General features: G+C 61.1%; 12 protein-coding genes, 1 tRNA gene and 1 other annotated feature. Of the genes, 7 read left to right on the top strand and 6 right to left on the bottom strand.

From position 1 onward, the window contains the following. Positions 1-242 precede the first annotated feature (242 nt). From J5I97_RS14415 to J5I97_RS14405, 3 genes are all read left to right on the top strand, one after another. Positions 243-1,048 (top strand): IS5 family transposase gene (locus J5I97_RS14415; protein WP_208587274.1). Its coding sequence is split into 2 segments (ribosomal slippage): positions 243-573 and positions 573-1,048, totalling 807 coding nucleotides; the frame shifts between segments, so codons are not numbered across the junction. A gap of 36 nt (positions 1,049-1,084) precedes the next feature. Next, positions 1,085-1,525 (top strand): hypothetical protein, encoded by a 441-nt coding sequence (locus J5I97_RS14410; RefSeq protein WP_208587272.1) that lies wholly within the window; start codon positions 1,085-1,087, stop codon positions 1,523-1,525. A gap of 359 nt (positions 1,526-1,884) precedes the next feature. Next, a protein-coding gene (locus tag J5I97_RS14405; protein ID WP_208586298.1) for an IS3 family transposase occupies positions 1,885-3,098 on the top strand; the annotation gives its coding sequence in 2 pieces (ribosomal slippage) (positions 1,885-2,167 and positions 2,167-3,098; 1,215 coding nt in all). Further along, positions 2,160-2,276: a sequence feature (AL1L pseudoknot), on the top strand. It overlaps the preceding gene by 117 nt. Positions 3,099-3,199: 101 nt before the next feature. Here J5I97_RS14405 and J5I97_RS14400 read toward each other — a convergent pair. From J5I97_RS14400 to J5I97_RS14390, 3 genes are all read right to left on the bottom strand, one after another. Continuing rightward, positions 3,200-3,439: a hypothetical protein gene (locus J5I97_RS14400; RefSeq protein ID WP_205392191.1), complete on the bottom strand. Its 240-nt coding sequence runs from the start codon at positions 3,437-3,439 to the stop codon at positions 3,200-3,202. Next, a complete protein-coding gene (locus J5I97_RS14395; protein WP_208587270.1) occupies positions 3,439-4,932 on the bottom strand; it encodes a site-specific integrase in 1,494 nt (497 codons plus the stop codon). Before J5I97_RS14395 ends, J5I97_RS14400 begins: the two co-directional genes overlap by 1 nt. Positions 4,933-5,013: 81 nt before the next feature. After that, positions 5,014-5,106, bottom strand: a tRNA-Ser gene (locus J5I97_RS14390). Positions 5,107-5,241: 135 nt separating this feature from the next. On the opposite strand from J5I97_RS14390, the gene dnaX reads away from it, so the two are divergent. The 4 genes from dnaX (at position 5,242) to J5I97_RS14370 (ending at position 8,712) form a co-directional block, all read left to right on the top strand. Next, positions 5,242-7,263 carry a DNA polymerase III subunit gamma/tau gene (gene dnaX, locus J5I97_RS14385; protein ID WP_208587268.1) on the top strand — a complete coding sequence of 674 codons (2,022 nt, stop codon included), beginning with the start codon at positions 5,242-5,244 and terminating at the stop codon, positions 7,261-7,263. 6 nt (positions 7,264-7,269) lie between these two features. After that, on the top strand, positions 7,270-7,590 hold the full coding sequence (locus tag J5I97_RS14380; RefSeq protein WP_208587267.1) for a YbaB/EbfC family nucleoid-associated protein: 321 nt from the start codon (positions 7,270-7,272) through the stop codon (positions 7,588-7,590). Positions 7,591-7,674: 84 nt separating this feature from the next. Then, positions 7,675-8,268, top strand: coding sequence for a recombination mediator RecR (gene recR / locus J5I97_RS14375; protein ID WP_208587265.1), 594 nt, complete (start codon positions 7,675-7,677; stop codon positions 8,266-8,268). A gap of 93 nt (positions 8,269-8,361) precedes the next feature. After that, the gene (locus tag J5I97_RS14370) at positions 8,362-8,712 is read left to right on the top strand and encodes a histidine triad nucleotide-binding protein (protein WP_208587263.1); all 351 of its coding nucleotides are present in this window, start codon (positions 8,362-8,364) and stop codon (positions 8,710-8,712) included. Between the two features lie 137 nt (positions 8,713-8,849). Here J5I97_RS14370 and J5I97_RS14365 read toward each other — a convergent pair whose 3' ends face one another. The 3 genes from J5I97_RS14365 to J5I97_RS14355 are packed head-to-tail and all read right to left on the bottom strand — an operon-like array spanning position 8,850 to position 12,269. Then, positions 8,850-9,371, bottom strand: coding sequence for a Slp family lipoprotein (locus J5I97_RS14365; protein WP_208587261.1), 522 nt, complete (start codon positions 9,369-9,371; stop codon positions 8,850-8,852). Then, positions 9,368-11,320, bottom strand: coding sequence for a transglutaminaseTgpA domain-containing protein (locus tag J5I97_RS14360; protein WP_208587259.1), 1,953 nt, complete (start codon positions 11,318-11,320; stop codon positions 9,368-9,370). The genes J5I97_RS14365 and J5I97_RS14360 overlap by 4 nt, the downstream gene beginning before the upstream one ends. After that, positions 11,313-12,269, bottom strand: a complete 957-nt coding sequence (locus tag J5I97_RS14355; protein ID WP_208587258.1) for a DUF58 domain-containing protein — start codon at positions 12,267-12,269, stop codon at positions 11,313-11,315. Before J5I97_RS14355 ends, J5I97_RS14360 begins: the two co-directional genes overlap by 8 nt. Between the last annotated feature and the right edge of the window lies 1 nt (position 12,270).

Raw genomic sequence — 12,270 nt, 5'->3', positions numbered from 1 at the left:
ATTTGCAGCCTAAGTCACACCAGTATCACGGCGCTCGCGGTTACAGCCATACCCAGGTCGAAAGAAAAGAGCCGGGAAGCTATCAAGAAGAAGACATCATTCGCTGCCTTTCAATGTGCTTTGAACAAAAGCAAATCTATCACAGCCCCTTGCGATGTCACGACAAGGAAGAGGTGTGCGATATCTTAGAGCGTCTAACAAAACCCCTTGAATCTTGTCTCGCCGGTGGCAAAATTGCGGACATGACACGTCGCAAAGAGATCCCCATTGCGCTGTGGAAGCGCATCGAGCCGCTGATTCCCCAAGTGAAGCGTTCGCCCAAAGGTGGACGGCCGCGCATCAGTGATCAGCAAGCCCTCAACGGCATCGTCTATGTCTTGCGCACGGGCATGCCATGGGAAGACCTGCCTGTGGAACTGGGCTATGGCAGCGGCATGACCTGCTGGCGCCGGTTGCGTGATTGGCAAGCCGCCGGTGTGTGGCATCGTCTGCATCAGGTGTTGCTGACCGAGCTGCGTCGCGCCCAGAGGCTGGATCTGAGCCGAGCCAGTCTGGACGCCGCCAGTGTGGCCTCCCCCCGGGGGGCGCCTACACCGGGCCAAACCCGACCGATCGCGGCAAACTCGGCAGCAAACGGCATCTGATCGTGGACCGCAACGGCGTGCCCTTGGCAGTGTGCGTCACCGGCGCCAATCGGCACGACTCGGTCGTGTTCGAGGAGTTGATCGACGCCTTGCCGCCAATTGGTGGCAAACCAGGGCGCCCGCGACGTTGGCCACACAAATTGCACGCCGACAAGGCTTACGACATCGACCGCTGTCGCGCCGTCCTCAAGCAGCGCGGCATCATTGCGCGGATCGCACGCAAGGGAATCGAGCGCAACGACCGGTTGGGCCGTCATCGCTGGGTCGTCGAGCGCACGCATGCCTGGTTCGCAGGCCTGGGCAAACTGCGCATCCGCTTTGAACGCCGCATCGATCTCCACTTGGCGTTGCTCTCGCTTGCATGCTCCATCATCTGCTTACGGCTTCTTCCTGGGTTTTGTTAGCCGCTCTTAGTCGTGACTCGTAAAAGAGTGTTGATTGTGCAAGCTAAGGACAGCCCGAACACCGAAGCAATCAGTCATCAGAAAATATCGAGGAAGCGTTCGAATGTGATGCACGCGCTCAATAAGGCGATTGGTCAAGTGAAGGGTGCGCTCGGATACATTCAGAAGTTCGACCATACGCTAGACTTTTTCATTAGTGATGAGCTGCATGGCGTGAATATTGCGAATAAAGAGAAGAAGACGCTCATTGTAGTCAAAGAACTTTTTAACGATCAGTATTTTGAATACAGCCCGCCACTTCTCCAAATCATGGCAGAGAAGAACGTAGACGTGGTGGCTTTGGATTACCCGGAACTATACAAATACTGTGCTCACCTGGCAGATGAAGAAGAGTTTTTCGAAGCTTACGACCGTGTTGTGGAAACAGCAAAGGAAAGGGGTGAATATCCCCGCCTTCGTTTCGGGGTGCCTCAATAGTGCTCAACTTCCGTTTTTTGAAGCTACTTCTTAAATTTTTCCTTTCTTGAAAATGCTTTTGCAAATTGTCCAGGGGTGTAGGCGGGCAATTCAACGCCTGGGTTAAATTTCGAAACCGTCGCGTATAGTGCTTTAAGTTCGGGAGGACATTGATCCCGATCAATGTATGTTTGTAGTCCTGGGACATGCACGCTGTCTGGCTTCGATCCTTGAACAGCGTGGCCGGTAACCAAAGCCACTTCTGCCACACCAATCCCATGTTTGGTCAGATTGGTAGAGAAGGTATGGCGGAAAGCATGAACTCCAACGTGAACCGCCCCGGGATTTCGGGAGGCTCCAACTCTTGAGAAGATGGGGCGATGAGCAAGACGAAATATTCACCGGAAGTGCGAGAGCGCGCGGTTCGGCTGGTGCGGGAGCATCAGGGCGAGTACGGCTCGCAGTGGGCGGCGATCGAATCGATTGCCGGGAAGATTGGCTGTTCGTCGCAGACGCTGTGCAACTGGGTGCGTCAGGCCGAGCGTGATGCCGGCAAGCGTCAGGGGCTGACGACGGACGAGCGGACGCGGATGAAAGCGCTGGAACGCGAAGTGCGCGAGCTGAGGCAAGCCAACGAGATCCTGCGCAAGGCCAGCGCGTATTTTGCCCAGGCGGAGCTCGACCGCCGCTTCAAGCCCTGACCACGTTCGTGACCGAACATTGCGATGTTCACGGGGTCGAGCCAATCTGCAAGGTGCTGCAGGTTGCCCCGTCGACGTATTACCGCCACGCGCAGCGGGAAGCGGACGCGAACTTGCGCCCGAACCGCTGGTGGAAGGACCAGGCGCTGCGCCCGCAGATCCGGCGGGTATGGGAGCAGAACCGACAGGTGTACGGCGTGCGCAAGGTCTGGCGGCAGCTCAAGCGCGAGGGCTATGCGGTGGCCCGCTGCACGGTGGAGCGACTGATGGGCGCACTTGGCCTGCGCGGCGTGGTACGCGGGAAGGTGGTCAAGACCACGATCAGCGACAAGCGGCCGTGCCCGCTGGACAAGGTGAACCGACAGTTCCATGCGCCGTCGCCGAACCGACTGTGGGTCAGCGACTTCACGTATGTCTCGACCTGGGCCGGGTTCGTGTACGTGGCCTTCGTGATCGACGTGTACGCACGGCGGATCGTGGGCTGGAAGGTGTCGCAGACGGCGCACACGGACTTCGTGCTGGACGCGCTGGAGCAGGCGCTGCATGCGCGTCGTCCAACCGAAGGCGGCCTGATCCACCACTCCGACCGCGGCGTGCAGTATGTGTCGATCCGCTACACCGAGCGGCTGGCCGACGCCGGGATCGAGCCGTCGGTGGGCAGCGTGGGCGATAGCTATGACAACGCGTTGGCCGAGACGATCAACGGGTTGTACAAGGCCGAGGTGATCCACCGGCGCGCGTGGCGCAACCGCCAGGATGTGGAACTGGCCACGCTGGATTGGGTGGACTGGTACAACCACAAACGCTTGCTGGGGTCGATCGGGAACATTCCGCCAGCGGAAGCCGAAGAGGCTTACTATCGACAACAGGCCGGTTACGCCAAAGCGGCGTGACTCAAACCAAACAGCCTCCCGAAATCCCGGGGCGGTTCAAATCGAGACGATAATTGCTCTTGGGTGTATAGCGGGCTTGATCGAGGGTGCTATACTTTTCGTCATGGCAGTCCAGCCATATCTCTAAATGCAGACAAGATCATGATTGCTGAGACTGCGGATAGAATGAATCCTGTAATTCCAGCATAAAGAAATGGCGTGTCATCGGAGGTGTCGTCTTTGTTTTTGTGGACAAAATAGACTGCAAACCCACCAATCGATAAAGCTAAGCCTGCGCCAAGGCTAAATGTCCAGACTGGTGCGACTTCATACATTTTCACAATTAAATTGACGATTGACATCATTTGCGTTCCTTGCTGGTTGTTGGGTGAAGTATTGCCTTGATGGTTGCCAAGGCGATTTGATATTTTACAGATGTGAGTCCGGGAGCAGTGTGACCAGCGCCGAACAATTTTTCCTTTGATGTGAATTCACGGCTGTAAGTAGCATGATGCTCATCATCAAGCTCATGTCCGACAATTTGGGCGCGAAGCTCCGATGGAACTCCTGCACCTTGAAGCTCTTGGATCAGGGTTTTTCGCAAAGAATGGAAACCGCGTTTTGCCTTAGGCCAGTTCTTCCCGACTTCTGCAACATGACGACTGAATGCCTTGCTGATCCAGTTACCCGCACCGTTTGTCGCATTGGCTTTGGCTTGTGGGAAAAGTCGGTCGTGGCCTTTTGCCCGAAGCTCTTCCGTCCACTCCCAAAGCCCGAGTGCCAGCAGATCAGGATGGATCGGGACAGTGCGCAAGCTCACATCCGTTTTGACCTTCTGAAATTCGCCTTCATCATTAATTTTGATGCAAACGATATCGCCATCTTTGAAAACATCATTTAAAAGAAGTTGGCCAACTTCCGAAGCTCTTGCTCCCGTATACAAGCCAATCAATGATGCCCAACGGGCACTCGGTGACAATTTTTCAAAGTTGCTAGGATCAAACAATGCTTGGATCTGATACTTGTCGTAAGCCTTGAAGCCATGTTTTCGCCGAGCCCGTTTTTCACGAGCCGGAAAAGCAACATGGCCAGATGCGATGTTGTCGCCTTTGGGATAGAAGCCTGAGTTCATGGCCCAATCAAAGAACCCACCCTTGCCACCAATATAAGATTGCTTGTTAACAAGGGTGGGGGTGGAAGATCCACCTTCTCGCATGTGCTGATACCACCGGGCCAGATCTGGACGCTTGATGGTATGCAGCTTGGTCTTCGGTCCCAAAAATTTAACGAGGAAGTCAATCGCCGTCTTTTTAATAGTGTATGTCTTCGGGAGCGTGGTGGCTTTCAAAGTCGCCAACCAGCCATCCCGAGCCTTTTCCATCGTAATAATTTCATCGACAGAAGCGACAGCAGGCTTTCTTTGTTCAATCAGCTCAGGTGGCAGCATGCCAATCGAGGCAACCTCAGAAGACGCTGTCCAGCCCTGAGCCTTGCGGTAGAGCCGGACATCTTCTTCATTATCAATCTGCCATTGCTCGGTCACCGTCCCATCTGGTGCCTGAGTGCGATGAAGCGTCAGATCTTTCTGACTCTCGGCACGGGTCAAGTGCTCAACGAGCGCATCTACGTCCTTGGTGCTCATCCGGTCCATCGACAGTCCCCGAACTGCGTTGAAGACCTGAGCATAGCTTGACGCAAGCCTGATGGCTTGGATCTGCGCTTGTCGCAGTTCGGTGGTTCGAAGCGTTCGCTTGATGACCCGTCTCCCAAGCCTGGCTTGGAGGTCAAGGGGCACTCTCTGTCGGAAAGACCATCGGCCAGAGGCGGAGCGAATCAAATGATGGGGAATTCTCATCGGGATGTGTCCCGATTTGTGCCCCGTTTAAGATCTTCTCAGATTGCAAAGACCCCTGTAAAAACAGGGGCTTGCGTAATCTGGCGGAGAGAGGGGGATTCGAACCCCCGAAGCGCGGTTTAGACGCTTACACACTTTCCAGGCGTGCTCCTTCAACCACTCGGACACCTCTCCGTACCTGCACAGCCGCGGCCGTGCAGGGCCGCAAATACTAGCGGTGGTCGGCCCACACCACAAGCTGAATCTTCCAGGCGCAGTCGGCGAGACCGGGCGTGGCACAATATCGGTTCAGAGGAAGCTGGTTGCCCGATGTCTTATCTTGTTCTCGCCCGCAAGTGGCGCCCGAAGCGTTTTGCCGAACTCGTGGGCCAGGAACATGTGGTCCGTGCGCTTAGTAACGCGCTCGACAGTGGGCGCGTGCATCACGCGTTTCTGTTCACCGGCACCCGCGGCGTGGGCAAAACTACCATCGCGCGCATTTTCGCCAAGTCGCTCAATTGCGAACAGGGCACCAGCGCCGACCCGTGCGGTCAATGTCCGGCCTGCCTGGACATCGATGCAGGCCGCTATATCGACCTGCTGGAGATCGACGCCGCGTCCAATACCGGCGTTGACGATGTGCGCGAGGTGATCGAGAACGCGCAGTACATGCCCTCGCGCGGCAAGTTCAAGGTCTACCTGATCGACGAAGTGCACATGTTGTCGAAAGCGGCGTTCAACGCGCTGCTGAAAACGTTGGAAGAGCCACCCGGGCACGTAAAGTTTTTGCTCGCCACTACCGACCCGCAGAAGCTGCCGGTGACGGTGTTGTCGCGCTGCCTGCAATTCAACCTCAAGCGCCTGGACGAGGACCAGATTCAGGGCCAGATGACCCGGATTCTGGCTGCCGAGCAGATCGAATCGGATCCGTCGGCGATCGTGCAGCTGTCCAAAGCGGCGGACGGTTCGTTGCGTGATGGCTTGTCCTTGCTCGATCAGGCGATCGCCTACGCAGGCGGTGCGCTGCGCGAGGATGTGGTGCGCGCCATGCTCGGTACGGTCGACCGCACCCAGGTTGGCGCGATGCTGCAGTCGCTGGCTGATGGCGATGGCGGGCGCTTGCTGCAGGCGGTGGCCGCGCTGGCCGAATTCTCGCCCGACTGGAGCGGCGTGCTGGAGGCTCTGGCCGAGGCTTTGCACCGCATCCAGGTGCAGCAGTTGGTGCCGTCGGTGGCGTTTGTCGGCGATGGCATCGACCCGACCGCGTTTGCCGCGCAGTTGCGGCCAGAGGTGGTGCAGCTGTGGTACCAGATGGCGCTCAACGGGCGTCGCGATCTGTATCTGGCCCCCAGCCCGCGCACCGGTTTCGAGATGGCGGTGCTACGCATGCTGGCCTTCCGCCCTGCTGCGGCGATGCCGGCTGGTGGCAGTGATGATGGACGCGGCACCAATGCTGGTGGCGGTACACGTTCGGTTGCTGCCGGCGTGCAGGCGGCGGCACCGGCGGCAGCGGTGCCTACGTCTGTTGCGAAGCCTGTCGGGATGATCGATGCGGCGCCTGCTTCGGTTGCGTTGGTGCCCGCACCGACGCCGGCCGCTGTGGCGCCAGCGCCCGTTGTTGTGCTGCCTGCGCCGGAAGCAGCGTCCAGTGGTCGCCCGTCCGCAGCCACTGCGCACAGCGACGACACGCCGCCGTGGGCGGTAGACGACGCACCGGTGCGTGTTCAAGCCGTGCCCGTGTCCGATGCGACAGCCGCGCTCGCTGCCGAAGCTGCAATGGCACCGCCGGCAGCGGTTGTGTCTGAGGCTGCAGTTGCACCTCAAGCAGCCGGCGCCGCTCTTGCTTCTGTTCCGGCTGCTGAGGCTGTGGTGGCTACGCCATCTGCAGCCGCACCATCCGCAGCCACGCCATCTGCACCAGCACCGACGGTCGATCAGTCTGTTTTGCTCGATGACCGCCACGTCGTCGACGCCGAGCAATGGCTGGATTTGGTGACGCGCAGCGGTTTGAACGGTCCGTCACGCCAGCTTGCCGCCAATGCCGCCTTCGTTGGTCATCGCGCTGGCGTGTTGCGTCTGGCGCTGGCGCCGGGCTTCGAATATCTGAATTCAGAGCGCTCCATCGCCAACCTCGCGCTGGCGCTGGCGCCGGTGTTGGGAAACACGCCACGCATCGTTATTGAGACCGGCAGCGCCGGTGTCGAGACCTTGCATGAGCGTACCAATCGCCAGAAAGACGAGCGCCAGAGCGCGGCAGAAACAGCCTTCATGAACGACCCGAGCGTGCAGCAGCTGATCCAGCAGCAGGGCGCGCGGGTCGTCCCCGATTCCATCCGCCCTTACGAAGAGTAACGACACATGCGTGGAAACATTGCCCAACTGATGCAGCAGGCGCAGAAGATGCAGGAAAACCTGGAGCGCGCCCAGGAAGAACTGGCCAAGCTGGAAGTCACCGGCACCGCTGGCGGCGGCATGGTCAGCGTGACGCTGACCGGCGCCAAGGAATGCCGCAAGGTGCGTATCGATCCGAGCATCCTCTCCGACCAGGAGATGGCCGAGGATCTGATCGCTGCCGCCTTCAACGACGCCTCGAACAAGATCGATGTCGAATCCAAGGACCGCATGGGCTCGGCCACGGCCGGCATGCAGCTGCCGCCCGGCATGAAGTTGCCTTTCTGAGAGGCGGGGAATCGGGAGTCGGGAATTGGAAGAGCGAGATTGTCTTCAAGCTTTTGCGATTCCCCATTCCCCATTCCCGACCCAATGTCTTCTCTGCTCGAACAACTGATCGAGGCCTTCCGGGTGTTGCCGGGTGTGGGCCATAAGTCGGCTCAGCGCATGGCCTATCACGTGCTCGAACGCGAGCGCGAGGGTGGCCGTCGTTTGGCTACGACCTTGGCGAATGCGGTAGAAAAAGTCGGCCATTGCGTGCAGTGCCGCGATTTCACCGAGTCGGAGATCTGTGCGATCTGCGCCAGTGCCAGCCGTGACCGACAGCAGCTGTGCGTGGTCGAATCGCCGGCCGACCGCCTGGCGATCGAACATGCCACCGGGTATCGCGGGCTGTATTTTATTTTGCAGGGGCGTTTGTCGCCGCTGGATGGCATCGGCCCGCGCGAATTGGGGCTGGATCGGCTCGGCGAGCGTCTGGCCGCCGGTGAGGTCACCGAAATGATCATTGCCACCAACGCCACCGTGGAAGGCGAGGCGACCGCGCATTATCTGGCGCAATTGTCGCGTCAGCACGCAGTGCGCCCGAGCCGGCTTGCCCAGGGCATGCCACTGGGTGGCGAACTGGAATATGTGGATCGCGGCACCTTGTCGTATGCCTTCGGTACCCGAAGTGAGGTACTTTGAGGCCGGAGTCGGGAAGTCTAAAAGCAGATCATCACAAGCGCTCACGGTAAGCTCTTGCCAATCCCAACTCACTAATCCCTATCCCCCCCTTCAATGACCGACACCATCTTCGGCAAGATCATTCGTCGCGAAATTCCTGCCACCATCGTTTACGAAGACGACGAAGTGCTTGGCTTTCAGGACATCGCACCGCAAGCGCCGGTGCATGTGCTGTTCATTCCGAAGCAGCACGCCATCCCCACGCTGGACGATGTGCTGCCAGAGCAGGCGCTGCTGGTCGGCAAGCTGGCAATTGCTGCTGCGGCGTATGCACGTGAGCAAGGACTGGCGCAAGACGGTTATCGTATCGTGATGAACTGCCGCGAGCATGCGGGCCAGACCGTGTTCCATATTCATCTGCATCTGTTGGCCGGTGCGCCGCTGGGGCGGTTCGGAACGCCCTGAGCGTTGCTCGATCAGCGTGCCTGAGTCCATGACGCGCCTGACTTCATCGCCGAATCGCACAAGCAAAATGCCGCTCCTTGCGAACGGCATTTTTGTATATCAACTACCTCAACTACCTCAACTACCCCGGCAGCGGATTACCACCAGCCGCGGCCCCAGCCCCAGCGCGGCCCCCACGGGTCGCCCCACGGGCCGTACGGGTAGGCCGGCACGACGTCCACGTCGCGCACGACCGGCCACAGATAGACCACGTCGGCATCCACCTTGGGTAGCTTGTAGTCGTACTCGCCAATCTTGGTGGTTTCGAAACCTTTGATCTTGCCGATAAAAGTGACTTCGCGGCCCGGCTCGAACACCGCCGGATCGTAGAAGCCCGAGCGGCAGGCCAGGAAGCGGCCATCGCTGGCATCCACGGCGTTGCGGTCCGGACGACCGCTGGCGTTGAGCGGACGCGAAATCAGCTCGAAGCAGGTCTGGCCCTGGCCGGGTTTGGTCTGAATGATCTTGCCGCCCCAACGTACGGACGTGCCGACCTGGGCACTTGCAGTGGAGTCGCTCGGACTGACCTCAGGGAACTGGCCTTGCAGCGGTTTGGGCGCGGTGGCGCAGGCAGCCAGCCCGAGCACAGCGATAAGAGGAACAAGAAAACGGGTACTCATGAGGAAGCTCCGGTTCGCGGGCGATGCTGCAGCAAGTCTTTCGATAGAGATGCGCTGTCCGAGTCAGCGCCAGCGTAGCGCGCGGCAGCGAAACGTTGGCTGAGTGCCAACAATGCCGTATTCGGGTGCGCGCGGGCGACCCGTTGCGCCCAGGCAATAGCCGGCTCGTGCGGCTCGCGTGCAAGGCCCAGCTTGCCGTAGCGACGTCCGAGCCGATGCCAAGCGCGCAGCAGTGGGTCGCGCTCACGTTCGCCGCGCGCCAGCAGCCAGCCCATCCATGCCAACGCGCTGACTGCGAACACGCCGAAGATGGCAGCCAACTGCGAGGCGTCCAGGCGATCGATCCCGAAGGGTTGCAACAGCCGTTGCTGGCGGTCGGCATCGAAGGACAGCACCAGGTCGTTCCAGCCACGGCGCAGCAGGTCGCTGACTTGGCCCAGGCTGGCCCACACGCCGATCTCGGCGAAATTGCCCCCGCCGGCGATCTGCAGGCGATCGTCAAGCGTGTCGTAGATGCGCTCCGGCGCCACTGCGGCGGTGGGGTCTACGCGCACCCAACCACGTCCGGCCAACCAGACTTCGGTCCAGGCATGCGCATCCATGCGCCGCACCACCCAGTAATTGCCCAGCCCATTGTAGGTGCCGCCGGCATAGCCGGTGACCACGCGAGCCGGGATGCCGGCCGCGCGCATCAGCACCACGAACGAGGAGCTGAAGTGCTCGCAGAAACCGGCTTTTTGCTGGAACAGAAACTCGTCGACGCTGTTGCGACCGAGCAGCGGGGTATCCAGCGTGTAGACGAATTCGCGGGTGATCCACTGCAGCGCGCGCTGCACCAGGGTATCGTCGTTGCTGCCGGCTTCCATACGCCATTGCCGCGCCAGTGTGAGGGTGCGGGGATTGAAACCGGGCGGCAGGGCGAGCGCGCGCTTGCGCAGTTGGTCCGGCAGATCGGTGTCGAAGCGTGCCGGTGGTGCCGACTGCAGTTCCCAGCGCGTCAACGCGCTCAGCGGCCGCTGCGCGAACAGTTCGTAGTCGGGCGACAGCTCGGCATTCGCCACGGCTTGCGTGGGCAGGTCCAGCGACACCAGTTGGCGACGGTCGGTTGGCTCGTAGTCCAGGCGATACCGGTAGGTTTGTGGCCCGGTAGTGACCGATGCCGGCTGGCCGCGGCCGGTCCAGTGCGCGCGCTTCCAGGTGCGTCCATCGAAGTCCCACATCACCGGCCCGCGCCAGTAGCGTTGCTGCGGCGGTGGTGCCTTGCCGGTGAACTGCACGCGCAGCGCCGGGCTGTCGTCTGCCATCAGGTCGATCCACTCGCCCGGCGACATGTTGTCCGACAGGCCGGGGCGCGCCAGCGCGCGCTCGGGCACGCCCCATAGCGGAGAACTCAGGCGTGGCAGTAACCAGAAGCTAGCCAAGGTCAGCGGCACACCGATGGCGACCAGTTTGCCGATGCCGCGCAATTGCAGGCGCAGCGCCGGCGTGCCGGTGCGGTGCTCCTCGTCGGCCAGCCGCTGCATGCTGAGCAGCGCGCTGACCACGGCCATCAGCGCCAGGCCCATCGTCGCCGGCCCCTGGTCGAGCAGGAACGCCGCGAACGGGGCGAACAACGCAAAACCCAGCAAGCTGCGCGCATCGCGCAAGGTGCGCAGCTCGGAGGCCTTGATCGCCAGCATCGACGCCAGCACCGCGCAGCCGGTATCGCGCCCGAAACGCATGCCGATCTGCCAATACACCGCCGCCAGCATCGCGATCACCAGCAATAGCCGCACCGGCGCCATCAGGGTGCCGCGCCAGCTCAACACGCCGACCAGCACGGCGGCGATGGCGATGGTGGCCGCGAGCAGTCCCGGCAGCTGCAGCAGCAACGGCGCCAGTGCCAGCCAACTGGTGGCCAGCACCCAGCCGCGACTGGCCTGGGTGATCGGGAGGGATGGCTCAGTCATGAGGAAGCACGGCCAGGGCGCGCAGACACAGGTGATGGTGCGAAGGCCCTTGCGCAGGTCCTAGTGGCGGCTGGCCCGGCAACAGCAGGCGGTAGCGGCGCCCGTCGCGCTCGGCCAGATTGACCCAGCGGGCCAAGCGGGCGATGCGGCGTTCGTATGGCAGCGCATTGAGCGTGCGCCAGTCCAGCGTGACTTCGATGCCTGACGGCTGCTCGTATTCGCGCACCAGCAGCATGTCGCGGCGCGCGGAGTGCTTCCAGGAAATCGTGCGCGGTGCATCGCCAGCGCGGTACGGCCGCAGTTGATGCAGTTCTTCGCCTTGCGCGTGCAGGCGAGTCTGGTTGGGCGAACCGGCGCCTTCCGGTAATGCCGGGCCGTGTTCTTCGGGCTTGGGATAGGCCAATAACGGCCTGTCCGGCCACACCCACGACCAGGCGCGGACCAGACCCAGCGGCTGAGTGCTCGATAGGCGGATGCGTCCGATGTCCTGCCAGCCGCGGCGTTCGGTGGGCACCAGCAGATCGACGTCTGCCATGTCGTGCGCGACCAACGAACAGAAACCGCTGCTTTCAAGATGATCCAGACGCAATCCACGCCGCACGCGGGTATCGCGACGTGCCAGCGACACCCGCATGCGCAATGGCTCGCCGGCGACCACCGGCTCGGCCGATACCGCCTCGATGCGCAGCGCCGATAACTGCAGGTGCGCCATGATGCTGCTGGCGATTCCGGCGGTAGCCAGCAACAAGGCCAGCAGCAGGGCGGGGTTGTTGTTGTAGTTCAGCGCGCCCAGCAGCATCGCCAGCAGCAAGGCGGTGACGAACAGCCCGAAGCGCGTCGGCAGCACGTAGATGCGCCGCCGATCCAGCACGATCGGCAATGCCTCCGGCCCGCGCGGACGCGCCAGCAGGCTGAGTCGGCGGCCGACGTCGCGCACGTGCGCACGCACC

It is taken from the genome of Xanthomonas fragariae, from assembly GCF_017603965.1.
In the GTDB taxonomy this organism is placed as follows: domain Bacteria; phylum Pseudomonadota; class Gammaproteobacteria; order Xanthomonadales; family Xanthomonadaceae; genus Xanthomonas; species Xanthomonas fragariae_A.
The sequence above is the reverse complement of the archived record's forward strand: the minus strand, read 5'-3'. Positions and strand labels throughout refer to the sequence as shown.